Annotated in this window: 19 protein-coding genes and 1 pseudogene; 11 read left to right on the forward strand and 9 right to left on the reverse strand. The window is 38.2% G+C overall.

Annotated elements, in window-relative coordinates; all coding sequences use genetic code 11:
• Positions 1-227: 227 nt before the first annotated feature.
• Positions 228-1193 (reverse strand): M48 family metallopeptidase, encoded by a 966-nt coding sequence (locus HCG69_RS20040; RefSeq protein ID WP_221651490.1) that lies wholly within the window; start codon positions 1191-1193, stop codon positions 228-230.
• Between the two features lie 25 nt (positions 1194-1218).
• Positions 1219-1779, reverse strand: a complete 561-nt coding sequence (locus tag HCG69_RS20045; RefSeq protein ID WP_221651491.1) for a LemA family protein — start codon at positions 1777-1779, stop codon at positions 1219-1221.
• Positions 1780-2024: 245 nt separating this feature from the next.
• Here HCG69_RS20045 and HCG69_RS20050 point away from each other — a divergent pair, with 245 nt between their 5' ends.
• The gene (locus HCG69_RS20050) at positions 2025-2528 is read left to right on the forward strand and encodes an RNA polymerase sigma factor (RefSeq protein ID WP_007485269.1); all 504 of its coding nucleotides are present in this window, start codon (positions 2025-2027) and stop codon (positions 2526-2528) included.
• A gap of 276 nt (positions 2529-2804) precedes the next feature.
• A complete protein-coding gene (locus HCG69_RS20055; protein WP_221651492.1) occupies positions 2805-4580 on the forward strand; it encodes an oxaloacetate decarboxylase in 1776 nt (591 codons plus the stop codon).
• A 71-nt stretch (positions 4581-4651) separates the two neighbouring features.
• On the opposite strand, the gene HCG69_RS20060 is transcribed toward HCG69_RS20055, so the two are convergent.
• The 4 genes from HCG69_RS20060 to HCG69_RS20075 all read right to left on the reverse strand — a co-directional run bounded on the left by HCG69_RS20060 (position 4652) and on the right by HCG69_RS20075 (position 8779).
• Positions 4652-5902 carry a DUF5103 domain-containing protein gene (locus HCG69_RS20060; protein ID WP_221651493.1) on the reverse strand — a complete coding sequence of 417 codons (1251 nt, stop codon included), beginning with the start codon at positions 5900-5902 and terminating at the stop codon, positions 4652-4654.
• Between the two features lie 38 nt (positions 5903-5940).
• Entirely contained in the window at positions 5941-6678 is a 738-nt protein-coding gene (gene mtgA / locus HCG69_RS20065) for a monofunctional biosynthetic peptidoglycan transglycosylase (protein ID WP_221651494.1), read from the reverse strand.
• Positions 6659-7333 (reverse strand): OmpA family protein, encoded by a 675-nt coding sequence (locus tag HCG69_RS20070; RefSeq protein ID WP_221651495.1) that lies wholly within the window; start codon positions 7331-7333, stop codon positions 6659-6661. The genes mtgA and HCG69_RS20070 overlap by 20 nt, the downstream gene beginning before the upstream one ends.
• Positions 7334-7435: 102 nt before the next feature.
• Positions 7436-8779 (reverse strand): MATE family efflux transporter, encoded by a 1344-nt coding sequence (locus HCG69_RS20075; RefSeq protein WP_221651496.1) that lies wholly within the window; start codon positions 8777-8779, stop codon positions 7436-7438.
• A 106-nt stretch (positions 8780-8885) separates the two neighbouring features.
• Between HCG69_RS20075 and HCG69_RS20080 the strand changes: the two genes are divergently transcribed.
• From HCG69_RS20080 to HCG69_RS20100, 5 genes are all read left to right on the forward strand, one after another.
• Positions 8886-9767, forward strand: a complete 882-nt coding sequence (locus HCG69_RS20080; protein ID WP_221651497.1) for a DMT family transporter — start codon at positions 8886-8888, stop codon at positions 9765-9767.
• Positions 9768-9924: 157 nt separating this feature from the next.
• The gene (locus HCG69_RS20085; RefSeq protein WP_221651498.1) at positions 9925-10464 is read left to right on the forward strand and encodes an RNA polymerase sigma-70 factor; all 540 of its coding nucleotides are present in this window, start codon (positions 9925-9927) and stop codon (positions 10462-10464) included.
• A gap of 75 nt (positions 10465-10539) precedes the next feature.
• Positions 10540-11289: a hypothetical protein gene (locus tag HCG69_RS20090; RefSeq protein WP_221651499.1), complete on the forward strand. Its 750-nt coding sequence runs from the start codon at positions 10540-10542 to the stop codon at positions 11287-11289.
• A gap of 4 nt (positions 11290-11293) precedes the next feature.
• A complete protein-coding gene (locus HCG69_RS20095; RefSeq protein ID WP_221651500.1) occupies positions 11294-12286 on the forward strand; it encodes a FecR family protein in 993 nt (330 codons plus the stop codon).
• A gap of 113 nt (positions 12287-12399) precedes the next feature.
• Complete coding sequence (locus HCG69_RS20100; RefSeq protein ID WP_221651501.1) at positions 12400-15045, forward strand: carboxypeptidase regulatory-like domain-containing protein; 2646 nt, start codon at positions 12400-12402, stop codon at positions 15043-15045.
• 631 nt (positions 15046-15676) lie between these two features.
• Here HCG69_RS20100 and HCG69_RS20105 read toward each other — a convergent pair.
• Together HCG69_RS20105 and HCG69_RS20110 are read right to left on the reverse strand one after the other, a co-directional pair.
• Positions 15677-16201 carry a DUF2867 domain-containing protein gene (locus HCG69_RS20105; protein ID WP_221651502.1) on the reverse strand — a complete coding sequence of 175 codons (525 nt, stop codon included), beginning with the start codon at positions 16199-16201 and terminating at the stop codon, positions 15677-15679.
• Between the two features lie 57 nt (positions 16202-16258).
• Positions 16259-16477 carry a hypothetical protein gene (locus HCG69_RS20110; RefSeq protein WP_007485282.1) on the reverse strand — a complete coding sequence of 73 codons (219 nt, stop codon included), beginning with the start codon at positions 16475-16477 and terminating at the stop codon, positions 16259-16261.
• 412 nt (positions 16478-16889) lie between these two features.
• Between HCG69_RS20110 and HCG69_RS20115 the strand changes: the two genes are divergently transcribed.
• The 3 genes and pseudogenes from HCG69_RS20115 to HCG69_RS20880 all read left to right on the forward strand — a co-directional run.
• Positions 16890-17897 (forward strand): AraC family transcriptional regulator, encoded by a 1008-nt coding sequence (locus HCG69_RS20115; RefSeq protein WP_221651503.1) that lies wholly within the window; start codon positions 16890-16892, stop codon positions 17895-17897.
• 374 nt (positions 17898-18271) lie between these two features.
• Positions 18272-19039, forward strand: coding sequence for a hypothetical protein (locus HCG69_RS20120; RefSeq protein WP_221651504.1), 768 nt, complete (start codon positions 18272-18274; stop codon positions 19037-19039).
• A gap of 478 nt (positions 19040-19517) precedes the next feature.
• Positions 19518-19646: pseudogene (locus tag HCG69_RS20880) on the forward strand (AraC family transcriptional regulator); the annotation flags it as partial.
• Between the two features lie 25 nt (positions 19647-19671).
• On the opposite strand, the gene HCG69_RS20125 reads toward HCG69_RS20880, so the two are convergent.
• A complete protein-coding gene (locus tag HCG69_RS20125; protein WP_221651505.1) occupies positions 19672-20574 on the reverse strand; it encodes an AraC family transcriptional regulator in 903 nt (300 codons plus the stop codon).
• A 147-nt stretch (positions 20575-20721) separates the two neighbouring features.
• Between HCG69_RS20125 and HCG69_RS20130 the strand changes: the two genes are divergently transcribed.
• A complete protein-coding gene (locus HCG69_RS20130) occupies positions 20722-21234 on the forward strand; it encodes a transcriptional regulator (RefSeq protein WP_221651506.1) in 513 nt (170 codons plus the stop codon).
• Positions 21235-21269: the final 35 nt, after the last annotated feature.

A 21269-nucleotide genomic window follows, 5' to 3' on the forward strand; every position in this document is an offset into this window, starting at 1 on the left:
CTTGGTTAACTTGTTTTAACTACAAAGATAATATTTCAACCTCTATTTATTATGATGCAAATCTAAAGGATAAACGCGGATGAACGCAGATTTTCTGATGGAATATTGTTTTCAATCATAACGCAGCAATCTAATTAGTGAAAATCTGCGTTCATTTGCGTTTTAATAAATTCGTATTTATATGGCAAAAGTTTTTATATGCTTTAAAGATGAGGTTATGGACGTTTTTAGAATTGTTCCAATACCTCAATTCTCTTTTTAATAGGAGGGTGGGTTGCAAACAGCCCACTGAGTCCGCTGAAACTGCTCTTTGCCTGTTTGCCCGGATGTTCTATGAAAAGTTGGGCTACATCTTCCCGTTTTACGGCTTCAATATCAGGATCGGCTGAAATCTTACGCAGTGCACTGGCAAGGGCAAGCGGGTTCTTTGTCATTTCGGCAGCACCTGCATCTGCCATGTATTCACGTTTGCGTGAGATGGCAAAACGCATAAGACTTGCAAAAAAATAGCCAATGGCAGCTACAATGAGAGCAATCAGAATCAACACAATAACACCGTTTCCTTTGCTATTGCTACTACGCGCACGCGAACTATAATAAATAGAACGTATGGCAATCTGCGCCAACATAGAAAAGATACCAACGAATACGATGGAAACAATCAGTAAACGCACATCCCGGTTACGAATATGGCTTAATTCATGTGCTATGACTCCTTCCAGCTCCTGATCGTCTAATTTCTCAATAATCCCACGGGAAAGTGTAACAGTGTAAGTACGCTCATTAATTCCACTGGCATAGGCGTTCAGAGAAGAGTCATTGATGATGTTGATCTTCGGCATTTTCATACCTTGTGACATACAGAGGTTCTCTACCAGGTTATAGATGCGCTTGTTCTCCTTGCGTTCCAGTGTCTTTGCTCCGGTAGCAGCTTTGATAATGCTTGTGTTGGCAAAATAGGCAATAAGGAACCAAATCGTAACACCTCCTATTATATAAGGTATAGATTGGAGGAATATGTCATTCACCATATCCATACGACTATAGTCCACATACTGCTCTTGCGTAAGCATTACCAGCAAATAACAGAATAGATAGGAGAGTACCCCTACTAAACAAGGAAACAGAAACAGCAGAAATGCGGAACGGATATTATTCCGGTTCTGTTGTGTTTGAATTCCGACGTATTGCATGATTTATCAATTATCCGTGAGGAGTTTAGAAATTAATTTTAGGGGCTTGTTCCAGATTGGCACGCTGTTCTGTTCCCAGGTCGAACATAATTTCTTTGTGGAAGCCAAACATACTGGCAATCAGGTTGGAAGGAAATGTTTGGACAGCATTGTTCAGTTCCTTTGTAGCTGAGTTGAAATAGCGGCGGACTGAAGCCAGCTTGTTTTCAACATCTGATATTTCTTCCTGTAACTGAAGGAAGTTCTGATTTGCTTTTAAATCAGGATAAGCTTCCAGTGTAATCTTCAATCCCGAAAGAGCAGATGTCAATTGATTTTCCGCATTAATTTTATCATCAATAGTACGTGCGTTGATAGCTCCGTTACGAGCCTGTATAACCCGGTCTAACGTTTCTTTTTCATGAGTGGCATAGCCTTTTACGGTATCTACCAATTGTGGTATCAGGTCATGACGTTGTTTTAACTGTACATCTATATCTGCAAATGCATTTTCACGGTTATTTCTTAATTTTACCAATGAATTGTACATCGAAGCTACCATGATTCCGAGTATGACGATAATTCCTAAAATGATTAATAGAGTCATAATTTTGTGTATTTGTTAGAGTTATTAATACTTTCAAAGATAGGTGAAAGTGATCATTCTTGCAATAGAACAGAGAATAAAAATCATCAGTAGCACCCAATAACTATCAAAAAGCACCTAAAAACTGTTTTTTGATAGTTTTTACCCCAAAGAAAGACGAATTCCCCCCTACTGAAGTCTAAAAATACCTTTAAACTTGCAACATCGATAAAGAAACGAAATATTAACCGTAAAAACCATTAAGTATGAAAAGTTTAAGTTTTAAGAAAGATTTAATAGGAGTTCAGGAAGAGTTGCTTCGTTTTGCTTATAAGTTAACAGCTAACCGTGAGGAAGCAAATGATTTGTTGCAGGAAACATCACTAAAGGCCTTGGATAACGAGGACAAATATATCCCGGATACAAACTTCAAAGGATGGATGTACACTATCATGCGTAACATCTTTATTAATAATTATCGTAAGATTGTACGCGATCAGACTTTTGTAGACCAGACAGATAATCTTTACCATTTGAATTTGCCGCAAGATTCCGGATTTGAAAGTACAGAGGGGGCTTACGATCTTAAAGAGATGCGCCGCATTGTTAATGCATTACCCAAAGAATATAAAGTACCTTTCTCTATGCATGTTTCAGGATTTAAATATCGTGAGATTGCAGAGAAACTTGATTTACCACTTGGTACTGTAAAAAGCCGTATCTTTTTCACACGTCAGAGGCTACAACAAGAATTGAAGGATTTTGTTTAATCAATAGGTATAAATTAGATAGATTTTTAAACTGAAAGAGAATTAGCCGTGTTTATTTTAATTTGTGGTTTTAGACGGCTTGTTATTGTTTAATTGTAAGAAATAAGAAGATGAATTCTTCTTATTTCTTTTATTTTGTGACAATATGATATAAAACATATCCTTTTTACTAAACTTTTTTAGATTTATTTTGTCTTTATGTCAGATAACTCTGTATATTTGTAACAGATGATATGTTAACCAAATTATGTAAAATCACCTTATTAGATTACGGCAATGAAAAAGGAAATTAAATTCAGTCTCGTCTATCGGGACATGTGGCAATCGTCCGGTAAATATCAACCCCGCGTAGACCAGTTAGTGCGAATTGCTCCATTGATTATAGAAATGGGCTGTTTTGCCCGTGTCGAAACCAACGGAGGAGCTTTTGAACAAGTAAATCTGCTGTATGGAGAGAATCCGAATAAAGCCGTACGTGCATTTACCAAACCTTTTAACGAAGCAGGCATTCAGACTCATATGCTTGATCGCGGACTGAATGGTTTACGTATGTATCCTGTACCGGCTGATGTACGGCGATTGATGTATAAAGTAAAACATGCCCAGGGAGTGGATATCACCCGGATATTTTGTGGGCTGAATGAGGTACGTAACATTATTCCTTCTATTAAGTATGCTCTTGAAGGGGGGATGATTCCCCAGGCTACTCTTTGTATTACCCATTCTCCGGTGCATACCGTTGAATATTACGCCGATATTGCCGATAAACTGATAGAAGCCGGTGCACCTGAAATCTGCTTGAAAGATATGGCAGGTATCGGTCGTCCCGGAATGCTGGGCAGACTGACAAAAGCTATTAAAGAGAAACATCCTGAAATAATTATCCAGTATCATGGTCATAGCGGGCCAGGTCTTTCAATGGCATCTATTCTTGAAGTTTGTGAGAATGGGGCTGATATTATTGATGTGGCTATGGAACCTATGTCGTGGGGAAAAGTTCATCCGGATGTAATTTCGGTACAGGCGATGCTTAAAGATAAAGGCTATGATGTACCTGAGATCAATATGAAAGCTTATATGAAGGCACGTGCCATGACTCAGGAATTTATTGATGACTTTTTGGGATATTTTATGGATCCTACTAATAAGCAGATGTCATCTCTTCTTTTAAAATGTGGTCTTCCTGGTGGGATGATGGGATCTATGATGGCTGATTTGAAGGGTGTTCATGCCGGGATTAATATGATATTGAGGGGCAAAAACGAACCGGAACTAAGTATTGATGATCTGTTGGTAATGCTTTTTGATGAAGTAGAGTATGTATGGCCCAAACTCGGTTATCCCCCATTGGTAACACCATTTAGTCAATACGTGAAGAATGTGGCATTAATGAATGTGATGCAGCTTGTGAAAGGTGAAGAGCGTTGGACGATGATTGACAATCATACCTGGGATATGATTCTGGGAAAGAGTGGACGTTTACCGGGCCAGCTTGCTCCTGAAATTATTGAACTGGCAAAATCTCAAGGATATGAATTTGTGGATACTGATCCACAAGCGAATTATCCGGATGCTTTGGATGATTACAGAAAAGAGATGGACGAGAACGGTTGGGAATATGGAGACGATAATGAAGAGCTCTTTGAATTGGCTATGCACGACCGTCAATATCGTGACTATAAATCGGGAGTTGCCAAAAAGCGCTTTGAGACTGATTTGGAACATGCAAAAGATGCCGCCATGGTAAAGAATGGTTACTCTGAAGAAGAGATAAGAAAGTTGAAACGTGCAAAAGCCGATCCTATCATTGCTCCGGATAAGGGTCAGGTACTTTGGGAAGTATCAGTAGAAGGTCCTTCCACTGCACCGTTTATCGGTCGTAAGTACCAGCATGACGAAACGTTTTGTTTCCTTTCTACACCATGGGGTGAATATGAGAAGTTGTTGACCGGATTTACAGGTCGTGTTGTTGAAGTATGTGCCCAGCAAGGAGCCACTGTTAATAAAGGAGATGTGATAGCCTATATTGAACGGAGTGATATATTTGCCTGATCATCAATAGAATATAAATAAAAAAGGGAAGTACTTGCTTTTTAGTACTTCCCTTCTTTATATTATTCCGACTACGGTTTGAATTTTACGAGTTGCATACCTATCAGTTTATCATATCGTTCGCCAAATGCACGATTGTATATCAAAATCAGATATTCATTTTCTGTTTCATAATAGTTTCCTTCTATAGGCCCGGTTTCGCCTTTGGTACTTCCATTGGGTACATACAGATATTGATAATTATATGCCCCCTGTTTCAACAATTGTACCGACTCATACGAATAAGTCTCTTTGTTGTATTTCATCTCACTCTGCAAATTGAAATTATCATAAGTGAATTCTCCTTCCAGATAGAGTTTACCGTCTATAAAAGGATCTTCCCAGGGAAGGCTGAAATGTACAAAAAAGTAATCGGCCTCAATATTATTATCCGTTGCGTCATCGTAACGAATCAGATAACGTCCGTTCTGATCTTCATCATAGCTGTAGTTTTTTGTACGCGGTTCACTTGGAAAGAGTGTTGCATGATAATAAGGATCGTGGAACTGTAGGCTTGTTACTCCCATATTTGCATAACGTGTGCTGACTGTCTCAAATCTACGGTATTCATTTCCTGCCGGAAATATCAGGGCACGATTGTGTGTGTAACGCAGTTCGTCGGGACCTACATAAGTTGGCGCTACTCCTGTTACCATGTTGTCCGTACGTCCATCCTGCATCACTTGTACTTTTATTTCCTGTTGCGGATTTCGGATTGTGTATCCTTTGTAATTAACATTGAAGCTAACTTGCTGGTGTCCTTTGTTACGGTCTATTTCTGTATCACTGCTTACTACAGCCGATACATTGACTAGTTTATCCAGTATCCGGAAGCAGGTCTTGAAGATGGGTTTACTGCTATCAGAATCATCATAAACAGTCACAATATAATTACCGGATAATGTCATGCGCACTTCATCATTGGGCAGTTTGAGGCGATAGTGTGTATAGGGCATCGTAGTATTGACAGATGTTTCGTAGTCTTCAATCGGGTTATTATTAAATCCGTCCAGATAGTCTATATCCGAAAGGTTGGAAGGAGTCCAATCTACATTGGCATGAGAGAGAACATACTGATAACGATGATAGTCATGTGAAAGTTCGTCGAAAGATATTTCCACATATTCTCCGGCTTCCAGCGTTATAATTGCCGGGGCATTATAATTATCGTTGGCTATTACCTGCACCGTTTGTATATGCGGAGCGTATACTTCTGTACGTTGTGCTCTCATTCCGACTGACAGGCAGGCCAGAGAGAAAAGAAGTGGGATGTATTTCTTCATAAGAGTTATAATTTTATAGATGAATACAGATTAGGAGGCTATCGCTTCTTTTTCTTTTGTGGTTTAGAGGCCTTTTTCTCTTTTTCTGCAGGTGGAAATTTAGGGACCAGGTTCATCAGTCTCAATATCTGTTTTTGTCGCTTCAGGATGTAAGATGACGGATGAGCCGAATCAAAACGTATCGGATTAGGAAGCGTGGCAGCAATGAGGGCACATTGTCCTTTGGCCAGTTTGGCTGCTGTTGTATTGAATTTATATTTCGCAGTGGCCTGTGCTCCGTAAATACCTTTACCCATTTCGATGGAATTGAGGTATACTTCCATGATTCGTTCTTTTGACCAAAATGTTTCGATGAGAAAAGTGAAATAGACTTCTAACCCCTTTCGTACCCATGATGATTGTGGCCAAAGAAATACATTCTTTGCAGTCTGTTGGCTGATGGTACTCGCGCCTCTTTTCCTTTTTCGTTTCTCATTTTCTTTGATCGCTTTTTCTATCTCTTTGAAGTCGAACCCGTTGTGCTCTGCAAAACGGTTGTCTTCGGAAGCGATGACTGCCATAGGCAGGTAGGGGGAGATTTTATCAAAAGAAACCCACGTGTGTTTGCACGTGGGCTTATCTCCTGATGCTATCTGCTGCATGCTTCGGATGACCATTAATGGAGTAACATATACCGGAACAAACCGATAGATGATAACTGCAAGCAAAGTCGATACGAAGAAAAAGAGCAGCAGATTGCGTATAAAACGAAGTATTTTACTTACCGGCTTCTGCATTTTTAATCATCTGCTCACTGGCATACATATAAACTTCCACACGACGGTTTTGAGCTGCAGTCAGCGCTTCGTCATATTGTGAATAACCGACTCCTTCTACTGTCTTAAACTGAGAAGGCTGAACACCGCATGACTGAAGGTAATTTTCTACTGCATAAGCACGATTGTTAGAAACCTTTTGGTTAGCTTCCTGCGTACCTACTTTATCGGTGTGTCCGATAATAGCAATATCTATGGTCGGGTCACTTTTCAGTACACCTGCAAATTCACGCAGTGATTGTTTGGCAGTATTGCTCAATGTTGAAGAATTGAAACCAAAAAGAATACCGGAATCAAATGTTACTTTCACAGCAGCCAATCCGTTGTTATCGGTGATCTGTTCTACCTGTGCACCTTCAATTCGTGCAGCTTCTTCTGCTTTTTTATCCATTTTTCGACCAATCAGCACACCTGCGGTACCACCAACAGCTGTTCCGATAGCAGCACCAATAGCGGCACCTTTACCTTTACCGGCAATTCCACCGATGATTGCACCCAGAGCAGCGCCTGAGCCACCACCGACTATTCCGCCCTTGGCAGTATTGTTCATTGTTCCACAGCTTCCGAATACTAAGGCCATACTCAAGAAAAAGGCCATAAATTTAATCTTTTTCATACTTTTATTAAATTAATATTAGTGATAAATCTTAGAACGGGGCAAAGATAAAGAAAATATTTAGTTGCGTTGTCGTTCCTTTACTTCAAAAACAATCATCTCTTATATTTTGTTGACCGAAAGTACTTTTTTACGTATAATTGCAAACCATGTCAGCAGTATCAGCCCTTTAGCTACTGTAGTAACACATACTGCCCACCAAATACCTTCAACTCCCATCCCTAAACGGACAAAGAAAATGGCAAGTGGAATGCGCATATAGTTGCATGTAATGCTGATGATAGCCGGCGGAACTGTACGTCCGATACCATAAAAAACTCCTTGCATAGTAATTTCCAGCATCATGAATAGTTGCGAATAGCCGTCTATCCTTAGGAATACCCCTCCTGCTTCATATGCAGCCTGCTCCGGTACAAAGATAGCAAAGATCTCATTGCCAAAGAATACAAACAGCAATGTGCAAAACGTTCCGAATACTCCTGTCATCCATAAGGTCATATGCCAGGCACGTATAACCCGCTCTGTTCGTCCCGCAGCGTAGTTTTGTGCAATGAAAGCACTTAGCGCAGTTGAGAACCCCTGTGAAGTATTCCAGGTTATGGCTTCAATTTGTCCGCCGGTAGTAAAAGTCATCAATCCGATATGGCCACCATGCGTTGAAGCTGTGCGACAAAGGAACATATTGACAAAAGCAAACAGGGTATTGAGAGTTGCTACTGGCAGTCCTAATTTTAAAATACGGTGCGTATATTTCTTTTTTAATCGGGTGAAGAAAGGAAAACTACCCAGCAGTGCATCACGGCAACGCAACTGATATACAAAAACACCAAATACGGTAGCTTGTGATAACCAAGTGGCATAGGCGGCTCCGTTTGTTCCGAGTCCCAAACCGAATATAAAGAGAGGATCAAGTATGATATTCATTATTAATCCCGTACCGCTGATATAAAAGGGTACTTTGCTCCGGCCTGCTGCATTATATATACCTGTGAAGGCAGCCGAAAGAAAAACAAAAGGTAAACCGGTAGATACAATCCTGAGATAGGAGATGGCATTATCCGTGATATGTGGTGCCAGTTCGTATATTCTGATTATCGGGCTGGCAAAAAGAAAGAGCAGTCCGCCCCAACAAAGAGAAATGATCAGTGCAATTGTAATATTATGTGATGCAAAATGACGTGCATCCTTTTGATTCTGTGCTCCTATGGACTGACCTACACTAACTTCGGAACCTACTTTGTTTAATAAAGAAATAGAACCGGACATCCATGTAAGGATCCCCACAGAGCCTATTGTAGCTACTGCTTCACTACCCAGACGTCCTACCCATGCCATATCTGTCAGGCTATATGCCATCTGTATGAATGAGGTTGCCATAATCGGCATTGCCAGATTGAACAACTGGCGATTGATAGGACCTTGGGTTAAGTTTTTTATTCCTTGCATCGATATTTTTTTAGTTGGTCTTTTTGAAATGAGGCGCAAAGATATAAAAAACTATGCTCGGATATGCCTATCTTTGCTGCGATTTTTTTTCTTCTAAGCATAAAGCATGAATACAACAACTAAACCCTCCGTCTGGTTTCATCTTATGGCAGCAGTAACAGTTGCTATCTGGGGGACTACCTTCGTTTCAACTAAAATTTTGATTGGCTACGGTCTTTCTGCCACTGATATCCTGTTCTACCGTTTCATCATGGCTTACATTTGTATCTGGTTCTTTTCGCCCCGTGTTTTGTGGGCTAAATCATGGAGGGACGAAGGCATTTTTGTACTCCTCGGACTTACGGGAGGTTCACTTTACTTCATTGCCGAGAATACAGCTCTTGGCATGACACTTGCATCCAATGTATCGCTTATCATATGTACTGCTCCGATATTAGCGGCTTTTCTATCTTTCTTTTTTTATAAAGGTGAAAGATTGAAACCGAAACTGATTATCGGTTCTTTGATGGCATTGGCTGGTGTGGCTTTAGTAGTATTCAATGGTAGTTTTATTCTTCGTATCAGTCCGCTGGGGGATATCCTGACTTTAATTGCTGCTTTGATGTGGGCCATCTATTGTTTGTTGCTGAAGCGTATGAATTCTAATTACTCTACTCTTTTTATTACGCGTAAAGTTTTCTTCTATGGTATATTGACATTGCTTCCCTTTTTCTTCTTTTATCCTTTGCAGACAGATACCACTATTCTGTTTCAACCGCTGGTGATTGCGAATTTATTGTTTCTGGGAGTCATTGCTTCCATGCTTTGCTATATAATGTGGACATTGGCTGTGAAGCGTTTGGGGGTGGTATGTGCAGCCAATTATATTTACGTTGTACCATTGGTTACACTGATTACTTCTGCTGTTGTAATAGATGAACGGATTACTTTAATAGCGTTGATTGGGTGTGCTTTTATTCTTAGTGGAGTGTATCTGGCTGAGAGATGATTTAATAATGTGCCAATATTATAATGTGTCAATATGCCAATAGGAGGACACTATCATTGAATAAAATAAAAAGTCTGAATAGCCCGGGAGAAAACAGATATCTGGTTGTATTAATACAGAAAGAAGTCATCACCTTTTCATAGCAAATATCAGATATATGGAAATTGAAATTGTTGAAGCATTACAGAATGGCGATCATAAGGCTTTTGAAGATATATTTATTGCCTATTTTGGGAAAGTTAAGTATTTCCTAAACGGACTTTTAAAATCAGAAAGTGATGCGGAAGAACTGGCACAGGATATTTTTGTAAAGTTATGGATAAACCGTCAGTCTATAAATCCACAGAAACCGTTTAATGCTTATATATATACTATTGCCCGGAATACTGCATTTAATTATATCAAGCACAAATCTGTTGAAGAGGCATTTCTGGAAAACTGTAATCATTTGGAAGAGGCGGACTGTTCTGATGAAATTCTTTTTGCTAAAGAGATCAGCTTACTGATAGAAATGACTGTGTGCAGAATGCCCTCTCAGCGGAGTAGAATTTATCGTATGAGTAGGAACGAAGGTATTCCTAATGATGAAATAGCCGGTAAATTGGGGATATCAAAAAAGACTGTGGAAAATCAGCTTAGTTTGGCTTTGCAGGAAATAAGAAGGGTAATATCTGCTTTCCTTTTATTATTTATCTGAAAAAAAATTGTTTTAGGTCGGGAGTGGTTGATGATAGAGTTGTATCTATAGTATAGAACATAACCAAAGTTGGTTATGGAGTATTTGATAAAAAACATAGCCATGCAGTTAAAAGAAGCACTTTTCATTTTCGGATTACTATTGCCGGCATTGCCTTTACAGGCTCAATCCGAACATACTCTCACAGAGGTAAATATTTATGATAATCTTCCTGAAAGTTCCGGGTTACTTATTCCCTCCAAAGAACAGATCAAAATTGATGCGGAATATTCTGTAAGCGAGAGTTCTCTTATGGATCCGGTCAGTGATTATTCCGGATACTATCCTCTGCCGGTTCAAATGCCCCCGAACACTTTCTCTTTCTTTTCTGACTACAGCAGAAACGACATTTTTGCTATTTCCAAACATACATTTATATTTTTAGAAGGTGAAAAATATACTTATCAGAACTTGGGAAGCTATATTTCGGCTTTTGGTGCAGTGGGATTAAGAATAAATAGCAAGCTTTCTATAATGGGAGGACTGCTTGCCTTGAAGCAATTTACCGGAATGCATTCTTCAGATCGTTCCGGCACAAGGTTTCTGTTTCGTTATCAGTTAAGTGATAGAGTAAACTTTGATATTTGGGGGCAGTACTTAACTGATGTGCTTAATGATGTATCCCGCTCTTCGTATCGGTTGTTGCCTAAGACAGAAGCAGGTGCGGCGGCTACAATGAAGATCGGAAACAATTCGCAGGTTGGAGTAACTACGCGGTATCAATATGACCCATACAAAGAAAAGTGGAATAGTGAATCAAGTGGTAATGTGAAAATAAATTTTTAAGTGTATGAAACCTGATTATATATCACGAGTTATTACTCAGTTTTTCACCCATTCTTATCCACCGAAAACAGTAGATGAAGTACAAAAGTGGATCGTTGACGAGAAATGGACAATGGAGAAAGATCGTTCATTGTATGCTGTCTGGAATGAATTACAGATTCAGCCGGATAAGTCTCTTTACACGTCACTTGAAAAAGTAAAATCAACGATTGGAATGAAAGAGGCTGTAAAGAAACGTTCTGTTTTATCTTTCAAATGGTTGCGTTATACAGCAGTAGTTATTCCGGTACTTTTATTTTTAGGCGGATATCTGTATATCAACAGGGAGGTACGAATGATAGAGGTAATCACTCTAAGTAGCGAACAGAAGCAGTGTACACTGCCCGATGGGACGGTTGTTCAACTAAACTCGTGTAGCAAAATTATTTATCCTTCCGGATTTAGTGATACAATACGTACTGTAACGTTAGTAGGTGAGGCCTATTTTTCGGTGGCTCCTGATGTCGGAAAACCGTTTGTTGTGAAAACCAATCATCTGTCAGTGAAGGTTCTTGGTACTAAGTTTAATATTTGTGCTTATCCTACTGATGATAGAAGTACGGCTACCCTGAATAGCGGAAAAATACAGGTTGATGTAAGAGCGGGGCAAACAGACAGCCGCTATGTATTGAAACCCAGTCAACAGATTGTTTACAACAAAACAGATGAATCGGTATTGGTAAATACTGTTCCAACCGGGAGTTTCAGTTGGAAGGAGGGGAAGCTTATTTTTCAAGAGTCTACCTTTAACGATATGATGAATACACTTGAACGCCGGTATAATGTGATTATTCATTATGATAAGAAACTGTTTGCGAATGACTCTTATTCTGTTAAATTTATTAATGATGAGGATGTGAAGCAAATATTGAATGTTCTGCAAGATGTTGTAGGTGGATTTGAATACGAGATACGAAACAATGAGATAACACTGATAAAAAAGGAGGGAGGCAGATAGAAAAAAAGAACCGGAAAGCTGTTTCGAAGCCACTTCCCGGTTCTGAAAAGTCAGATATATTCCATTCTGTAAAATTAAAATAGTACTTAACTTTTCTATAATAAAAAATAGATATGCGTTTCTTAAAATCCAAAAATAAGAAAAATAATACGATCCCTAAAATTATCTGGTTGATAATTGCAATTTTTGTCTCAGTGACATCAATGGCACAAGCTGTAAAAATTTCAATTTCGGGACAGAATATCACAACAAAACAGGCTTTTGAACAGATAGAAGCACAAAGTAACTATACGGTAGCTTACAACATTGCTCAATTTGACGCACAAAGGAAAATAACCGTCAATGTAAAAAACGTAAGTTTGAAAGAGGCACTTACTTTTATCTTTAAAGATACCGGATTTACTTATAAAATTAACGGTTTACATATTATAGTCGTTCGTGAAGCCTCCAAATCTTCACCGGATACAACTCCAGCCGGTTCTCCGAAACAGACAATAAGAGGCGTGGTCAGAGATGCTGCATCCGGTTTACCTGTTACTTTTGCAAATATAGCTTTGTTGAATATAATTCCCCAAAGGGGAGGACCAACTGATAGTCTGGGAAGATTTCGCTTCGCAAATGTTCCGGTGGGAAGATACGATCTGCAAGTGACATGTCTTGGCTATGAGCCTGCAATTATTAAGGAAATATTGCTTACTTCTGCCAAAGAAGTTTATTATGAGGTTACTTTGACTGAAGGTGCACAAAAATTGGATGAAGTAATTGTACGGGCAAATATTAATAAGGAACATCCTTTGAATCCTATGGCACTGACCGGTGGGCGTATGATCAGTGTAGAAGAAGCTAACCGTTATGCCGGTGGTCTGGATGATCCGGCCCGTCTTGCTACTTCCTTTGCCGGTGTAGCCGGAAGTCCCGGAACAAATGCCATAGCAATACGAGGTAACTCTCCTCAGTTTTTACAATGGAAACTCGAAGGTGTAGAAATCCCGAACCCTACTCACTTTTCGGATATGATAGGCGTTGGTGGTGGTTTGTTTTCCGGTTTGAGTAGCCAGGTAATGGGGAATTCTGATTTCTTTAACGGGGCTTTTCCTGCAGAATACAGTAATGCACTTTCGGGAGTATTTGATTTGTCTATCCGAAATGGTAATAATGAAAAGTATGAACATGCTATCCAGGTTGGGTTATTAGGGTTGGATGTAGCTTCCGAAGGACCAATAAGTAAGAAAAACGGAAGTTCTTATATCTTTAATTATCGTTACTCAACAACCGGCCTGATGGAAGCTTTTACTGATAATACGGGGATTACTTATCAGGACCTTACATTTAAGATTAATCTGCCGACACGTAAAGCCGGAACATTTGCCATATGGGGAATAGGACTTCTGGACGGAATAAAAAGTGACCCTTTGGAGCGTAATAAATGGGAGACGTATAGTGACAGACAATGCTCAGAAACATCAATGATAAAGATAGCGGGTGGAATTACTCATCGATATAACCTGAAGGACAATGCCTATTTTAAGACCTCGCTCGCTGCTACTTATTCAGATAATCATCCTGGATTAAAGCAGGTTGTTTCTGAAAATCCCTTGTTTTATTTACCTGTGGTGGATATGAAAAGTACGAATCTGGACATTGTACTGAGTTCGTACTTCAACAAGAAATACAGTTCGCAGCATACCAACCGCTCGGGCGTTACTATTACCGGGTTGTTATATGACCTGGATTTTAATCTGTCGCCCAATTTCGGATTGAACAAACCTATGCAGAAGATTGCTAAGGGAGACGGACATGCTATTGTAGTGTCGGCATATAGTAATTCTGTCATTAAACTAACAGATCTGCTGACGGCCAATTTAGGGGTGACTACCCTGTTTTTTACGCTTAACGACCATTGGACTATAGAGCCTCGGTTCGCTTTAAAATGGGATTTTTTACCATTTCAATCATTGGCAATAGCTTATGGCATGCATAGCAGGCGGGAAAAGTTAGATTATTATTACATAAAAACTCCACAGACCGGCGATAGGGAGATAAATAAGAACCTGAATTTCGCCAAAGCGCATCATTTCGTATTAACCTATGATTTTGGCATTTCTAAGAATACTCATCTGAAGATAGAACCTTATTATCAGTCTTTGTATAACATCCCTGTGGAGCCAGGTACTTCATTCTCTATCATTAATCATGATTTCTATTATCTGGACCGCCCTTTGGTAAACCAGGGTAAAGGACGAAATTATGGAGTGGATATTACATTGGAACGCTATCTGACCCAAGGGTATTATTATATGCTTACTGGCTCGGTATTCAAGTCGGAATATTGCGGCGGAGATAAGATCTGGCGTAATACGAGACTCGACCGGAGGTACCTGTTCAATGCTTTAGGTGGTAAAGAATGGATATGGGGGAAACACCGGCAACATATTTTTAATGCCAATCTCCGTATTTCTTATCAGGGAGGAGATCGCTATACCCCCATTGACGAAGCTGCATCAATGGATAGTAAAGATATTGTCTATGACGAGACACAAGCCTTTAGTAAACAGTTTTCACCTGCTTTTACTGCCGATTTAGGTATGAGTTATAAACTAAACAAAAAACATCTTTCGCATGAATTTGGGTTTCAATTGCTAAATGTTACCGGATATACAGGCCAACATGGATATCAATATAACGAACAAAAGAATAAAATCGAAAAAATAAAGGTTAGTAATATGTTGCCCAATCTTAGTTATAAAATCCAATTCTAAGTCTGGCCAGCTTCTGCTTTAGGAAGTTACAACTATCTATATCTTTATTTACAAAATTACGTATTTAATAGTGTGTTAATTAGGTAGTTTTATATACAAAGAGTACGTAGTTTTGTGGTCTAAAAGTACGTATTCTTACAGTCAGAAGATATATAGATATAATTTCCCGTTAACAATGTTAATTTCAAACGAATATCCCGATCTATACTTACACCTGACAATCTTTAATCAGAGTTGCCATTGGTAGGTAATATTTTATTGGGTTATTGTAAATTATTTTAAAATAATTAAAAGAATAGGGATTGATGTATGTAAGATGAAAAAATGATACATTTTTAATCTTTTATAACGCTTTGTTTATCAGATGGTTACGTGGCTTATCTTTTTCTCTACGACAATTATTCAGATTGTCGTAGAGTTTCATCCCATTTATCGTAGAGTAACGGGGTGAAACTCTACGATAAATGAATAAGATGTTTATAAGATATGACAGAAATATTAAATTTTAGAATGATAAATTGCTTATTTTATAATAAAGATTTACGTTGTAATAATGGGGTTGTTATAGGACTATAATCAAAATCTTTGGTTATGATACGAGTTGATGAATAGGAGAGGAGGAACTCAATATTTATACATTGATTTCCGATTCCAGTTGTTTAAAGTTGCGTTTTAATATTAATGGAACAATAGTCCGATGAAATGGTTTTATTATGAAAAAGTAATATTTTCCTAATTTATCATTCAACTTGACGATGGTTGTTACTGTGATCTTTTTTTCGTTTTCATTGTACTTACTTTGTTCCAGAAGTAGTGAAATTCTTAGGTCCAAATGTTTATCATCTTCGCCAAGGATAATTTCTGTTGCTGTTTTACCATATACTTTGAATATTCCGGCCCGTGTTCCTACTTCGTATTTATTACTATCGTTGTCTTCTTTTTTGGTGATTATAGAAGGTGTTTTTAGTTTAAAGAGTGATGCTATTTTATTTCTTAGGGCAAATAGTCCTTCAAACCATTTTGGACCAGGCTTGGCAAATGCTTTCACTATTTCAGGGATATCGATCCTGTTTTTCTTATCTATGATTGTATATTCATAACTATCAATGTAGTCATAGGCCGAATTATCGAAATGCAGTAATGATTCTTCTTTCATCTTCTCTTTAATTTTATGTTGATATGATAGCTGTTATAATTTAGATCTTAATGAGAGTTACTCTAATTCCTCTGCATAGATATTGATTGTTTGCAATGCATTTAGCACATCAATTGGAGTTATCTCCAAACATTCTATCCTTAGTATCTTTTCCCAGTCTTCTAAATCTACGTTCCATTTATGAATAGTAGGATATTGGGTAAAAAGGGTTTTGATACGCTTTATATCCTGTTTATTTTTTATTGATGTTCGGAATATAAAAATTTGATTTTGCATATTTTATTTTTTTAGCTGATTTAGTTTATGGGCAGGTTACTAAACATTTTAAACATTCCACACAATGATATCGACAAAGCGGATGAAGTCTGCACCTAATCATTTTAATTTCTGTTGAATCACATTTTCTATAGGCATAGGTAGAATAATAAATTAGTTTGATGATGATAGTTACTATTTTAGGTGTAAAGATAAACCGAATAATTCTGCAGTGAGAGATTATTTGACGAACTACCTTGTTACTTATGACAAAATGTATAATATAAGCGACTAATGCTCATATAATAGTCATAATACCTAATGATTTTTATCATATCAAATTAGTTCTGTTATTGGGAATGCAAAGATAAGTCAGGTGTTCTTTTGTCATATTGAAAATAAAGCCATATATTTGTCCAAAAGCGACAAATATATGTTTATTACAGCCGGATTGTTAAATATGCTTTTAAAGCATTTTAGAACTACGGAAGCCGAATTGTCTGAAGTTCTGGTGGAATTGAAGTATGATTATGCGATATTACAAAATCCGACAGCCAAAATTGATGCCAATATACTGGGGTTATATCTGGAATATATTGTTAAAAAGACAGGTAACTCCAGAATCGGTTTGGAAACGGGATTCTTGTTACCGTTTGTTTTGACCGGAAGTTTCTTTAATATTTTCAATCAAAGTAAAACGGTGCGTGATATTTTTGAGAATGATGCACCATTTGACCCGGCAATAAATGACATATATACATTTGTGACGAAAGAGGATGATATTAATTTTTTTCTTGAAATATCGATAGAACCCCGGTTCGAGCGATTGTATCCGATAGCTTCCAGACAGTGGATTGAAATGCAATGTGGCTTTTTTCTCCAATATGCTTATAGTTTTACAGGGCGGTTTCTGTACCCTATTCTTGTGTATTCTATGTATAAGGAAGAGGGGAGGAGGGATAAACTTGAAGAGTATTTGGGATGTCCTGTGATATTTAATCATGATCGGTTGATTCTTGTTTTTGATAAGACGGTATTGGATTTACCAATCATAACGGGAAATAAAGAGATGCTTGTGATTTTTGAAGACTATATGAATGAGATACAAATACAGGAAACAGCACAGAATCATGGCTTGTCTCAAACGGTTCGCAGGTATCTTGTGCATAGTCTTTTAAATGATGATTTATCTTTGAAATATGTTGCAAAGAGATTTAATATGAGTGAACGTAATATTCAGAGAAAGTTAAAGACGGAGGGTACTTCATATCAAAAGATTCTTGATGATCTACGTATGGAGTTATCTTTAAAATATTTGAGAGAAAAAATCTCCCTGACAGAAATCGGATTTCTTCTTGGATTTGAGAGCCAAAGTGCATTTAATAAATTCTTTAAAAAACATTTTGGAGTGCAACCATCCGCATATAAAGAGAGTAATTAAATTGATTATTTAAGGGGGCTTTAAAGAATGATGCTATTGCTTGTGTGAAAATATCCGTTACAATTTACCTAAAACAAATAATAAAGTTACCTGCATTGATAAAAAGTATTACATACAACGACGCTATTGAAGAAGCCCTTTACTTTGGGTGGATTGACAGTACAATGAAGTCGTTTGACAAAAAACATAAAGATATATTCCAAGAATAAAAGAAGAGCGTTTTTCAGATAAGAAAAAGAAAAAATATATATGAGATTCCAAAGGAATTGTCTATCTTTACACCCAAGTTATTTGACAGTATAGCACTGCAAATCGCTGAAATACGTATGGTTACTAACTCGTTATTTCTGAAGCTTAAACTTAATCTATTGAAAATGGAATCACTTCCGAAAGAATATAGTTTACTAATGACGATCAACAAGTATATTGGGGAGTATTTTGCTATAACGGTCAATACGAAAACTGTAAGAAGTACAGATATATATGAGTTCCTAAAACATAAAAATGATTTTAGACAGCATTTTGTATCAGCTAAAGAGTTTAATCGTTTTATGCGTAGGATGCATGATCAGGGAGTATTAACTCAAATAATAAAGAATGTAAAGGTTGATACCTCTAATAAAAGTCTTTATCAATGGTATTTCTTTCCTCCTTTAAGAGTTTTCTCAAAAAAAACGACGTCAGAAAATAAGAATATTGCAAGTTCTCATCCGGATAAAAGCCAGTTTTTTAAGGGAAATAAAAAATATCGGGCGGCTAATGGAACAATGGTCCGATCTATGCAAGAACTTAATATTATGAATCGGTTATTGGCAGTAGAAGTGTTCGATGTTTATTATGAACGTCTTTTGGTTGCTGCTGGTAAGGAACGATACCCTGATTTTACCGTATATAATAAAGAAACTCGGACTGTCTTTCACTGGGAACATTTCGGTATGACAGATAATCAGGAATACGGCGAAAAGATGGCCGATAAAATAGAATGGTATAAACAGATTGGCTACAAAAGTATTGATGAGGGAGGGCGTTTTATTGTTTCCGTCTACCAAGATGAAGAGCATTTCATTGGGCTAATAGATAGTATTATTGAGAAAATGAAGGTTATATCTGTTCCGTGTGGCTTTTTTAAAGATAACTTATGATGATGATTTGAAATGGAGATCAATATATTTTTTCTGTAAGTTGTTTAGGGTAATATGTGATAATTGATCTTCTTTAATGAATTATTTTTCTGTTTTTCAAGCGAGACTGAAAAATATGAAAAGTCCTACAATACGTTGATATTGTAGGATGTGTCTCTTTTTTTTCGCCGTTTGGCTTTGTTCTTATGTGATCCGTCTGGTTCGTGAACCTTGCGGTATATTCTCCTAAAAAACAATATCTTTGGAATTATAAGCTTTGTATCTTGCAAAGGTAAATAATTAAATATATGATAGTATGTTTTGAAATACATTCTTTTAGCGAGATTCTGTCTGTAATCTATCCATATTGGTAATGTTCTTTAAATTACCATTGGCAACAATGTCCTTATAGCTCTTGAATACGAACTTATACGGTTACCCATCCTGTTGAATTGAATGATCGTCTAATTCCTGTCGAAACAGAGGATGGTTTTGAATACGTCTGTTACGTGGCAAGTCGTTGTCATCCGTGCAGATTTCCGACTTGTTCGGCTTCTCGTCACCTGCCTATTTCAGCCGCTACGTACAACCGAATCTTGGCCTCAACCCGCCGGAATACAGGAAATGAATCGGTTGTCGGGGGCGTTCATCAGTCAATTCAATGACCGGTATTCATTTGGCGTACAACCCACTACTTTCTTGAACGCCCGGCTGAAATACTGCGGGTATTGATACCCTAAAGCGTATGCGATTTCGCTGATACTCTTTTCGGGATTAGCAAGCATGTCTTTTGCCGTATCCATGATTTTTTGCTGCACGTATTCTTGAGCCGATTTGCCCGTTTCTTTTTTTATCAGGTCTCCGAAATAGTTGGCTGACAGATGCAGTTGTTCCGCACAATAGGCTACGGATGGCGTTCCATACGATTGAGATTTTTCTGATGTGAAATACCCGTCAAGCAATTCTTCGAAACGGGTCAATATGTCCTTGTTGGCTTTCTTGCGGGTAATGAACTGGCGATCGTAAAAACGGGCACAGTAGTTCAGGAACAATTCAATGGCAGATGTAATGATTGTGTTACTGTGTTTATCTGTACCATTGTTTATTTCATCATCTATTTTCTTCAAGCAATCGATGATGGTTTCACGCTCTTGTAACGAGAGGTGCAGTGCCTCATTGACATCGTAGGAAAAGAACGAGTAGTCTTTCATGTGTCGTCCGAGTTGCGTTCCGCGCAGCAGTTCGGGACTGAAATAAAGGCACCAGCCTTTCGCCTGATAGGTGGAACCGTCCGCAGGATAGCCGAACACCTGTCCCGGTGACACGAACACGAGCGTGTTTTCCTGATAATCGTACTTTTTACGCCCGTATTTCAGATAGTCGGCGCACATTACGTCTTTCAAAAAGATGATATACAAGCCGAAGTTTTTCCGGCAGTTCGGTATGGGGCGTGTAATTTGCGAGCCTTCAAGTACATTGACCAAGGGGTGTCGGTTTTCAATGCCCCAATGTGCGTTGTAATCACTGACCGTTGTTATATTTATTATCTTATCCATAAATTGTTTATCTCTTGTTGAGTGCAAAAATAACATATTTCCACCACAATCTTCCGTAATCAGTAAAAGTTATACTCTAATCTGTAATCTGGATAACTGTTTCCTTGCAGAGCCAGGGTAATTTTGCATCATCAATCAAAAAAGGATATGAATTTGAACAAGATGAATACAAACAATGTCATTACGGTAGATCTGTTCAATAAACTCACAGGACAGGAAACGTTGCATCCGTTGGTTAGTCTTGCCAATCTGTCTGGCGACAAATTGAGTGAGGACTTGCGTATGCCATGCAATTTTTACGCACTGATTTGCCGACCGGATGAAAATGGAATACAAACTTCCCTGCGACTGGTTAATCCGGGGGAAATGTTCGAGATACCCGCTACATTCCATCGCAATACAAAAGGCTATACGGGTGTGATTTTCCATCCCGACCTGCTTTGCGACACACCGTTAGAACGACATATTGATGATTATCCGACCCGATGCAGTTGTCATGGAGCTTTGACTGAGCGGGAGCGGCAGACTATTGCTGATTGTCTGGAGGAAATCGACAAGGAGCTGCACCATGCCATCGACCGACACAGCAGCACCATCATTGTTTCACATATCGAATTGTTGTTGAATTACTGCACGCGGTTTTGCAGTAGTACGAAATAAGCTGATAGACATAAGTCATTCCGGAATAATTTAAA

Source organism: Bacteroides sp. K03 (assembly GCF_019734355.1).
GTDB classification, from domain to species: Bacteria; Bacteroidota; Bacteroidia; order Bacteroidales; family Bacteroidaceae; genus Bacteroides; species Bacteroides nordii.

What these genes read in the sequence shown, in the direction of transcription:
- HCG69_RS20125 (WP_221651505.1), bottom strand. Translation starts at nt 20,574, where the DNA reads ATGGATAAGATAATAAATATAACAACGGTCAGTGATTACAACGCACAT.
- HCG69_RS20105 (WP_221651502.1), bottom strand. Translation starts at nt 16,201, where the DNA reads ATGAAAGAAGAATCATTACTGCATTTCGATAATTCGGCCTATGACTAC.
- HCG69_RS20060 (WP_221651493.1), bottom strand. Translation starts at nt 5,902, where the DNA reads ATGAAGAAATACATCCCACTTCTTTTCTCTCTGGCCTGCCTGTCAGTC.
- HCG69_RS20075 (WP_221651496.1), bottom strand. Translation starts at nt 8,779, where the DNA reads ATGCAAGGAATAAAAAACTTAACCCAAGGTCCTATCAATCGCCAGTTG.
- HCG69_RS20040 (WP_221651490.1), bottom strand. Translation starts at nt 1,193, where the DNA reads ATGCAATACGTCGGAATTCAAACACAACAGAACCGGAATAATATCCGT.
- HCG69_RS20050 (WP_007485269.1), top strand. Translation starts at nt 2,025, where the DNA reads ATGAAAAGTTTAAGTTTTAAGAAAGATTTAATAGGAGTTCAGGAAGAG.
- HCG69_RS20110 (WP_007485282.1), bottom strand. Translation starts at nt 16,477, where the DNA reads ATGCAAAATCAAATTTTTATATTCCGAACATCAATAAAAAATAAACAG.
- HCG69_RS20080 (WP_221651497.1), top strand. Translation starts at nt 8,886, where the DNA reads ATGAATACAACAACTAAACCCTCCGTCTGGTTTCATCTTATGGCAGCA.
- HCG69_RS20095 (WP_221651500.1), top strand. Translation starts at nt 11,294, where the DNA reads ATGAAACCTGATTATATATCACGAGTTATTACTCAGTTTTTCACCCAT.
- HCG69_RS20115 (WP_221651503.1), top strand. Translation starts at nt 16,890, where the DNA reads ATGTTTATTACAGCCGGATTGTTAAATATGCTTTTAAAGCATTTTAGA.
- HCG69_RS20120 (WP_221651504.1), top strand. Translation starts at nt 18,272, where the DNA reads ATGGAATCACTTCCGAAAGAATATAGTTTACTAATGACGATCAACAAG.
- HCG69_RS20090 (WP_221651499.1), top strand. Translation starts at nt 10,540, where the DNA reads ATGGAGTATTTGATAAAAAACATAGCCATGCAGTTAAAAGAAGCACTT.
- HCG69_RS20070 (WP_221651495.1), bottom strand. Translation starts at nt 7,333, where the DNA reads ATGAAAAAGATTAAATTTATGGCCTTTTTCTTGAGTATGGCCTTAGTA.
- HCG69_RS20130 (WP_221651506.1), top strand. Translation starts at nt 20,722, where the DNA reads ATGAATTTGAACAAGATGAATACAAACAATGTCATTACGGTAGATCTG.
- HCG69_RS20100 (WP_221651501.1), top strand. Translation starts at nt 12,400, where the DNA reads ATGCGTTTCTTAAAATCCAAAAATAAGAAAAATAATACGATCCCTAAA.
- HCG69_RS20055 (WP_221651492.1), top strand. Translation starts at nt 2,805, where the DNA reads ATGAAAAAGGAAATTAAATTCAGTCTCGTCTATCGGGACATGTGGCAA.
- HCG69_RS20085 (WP_221651498.1), top strand. Translation starts at nt 9,925, where the DNA reads ATGGAAATTGAAATTGTTGAAGCATTACAGAATGGCGATCATAAGGCT.
- HCG69_RS20045 (WP_221651491.1), bottom strand. Translation starts at nt 1,779, where the DNA reads ATGACTCTATTAATCATTTTAGGAATTATCGTCATACTCGGAATCATG.
- mtgA (WP_221651494.1), bottom strand. Translation starts at nt 6,678, where the DNA reads ATGCAGAAGCCGGTAAGTAAAATACTTCGTTTTATACGCAATCTGCTG.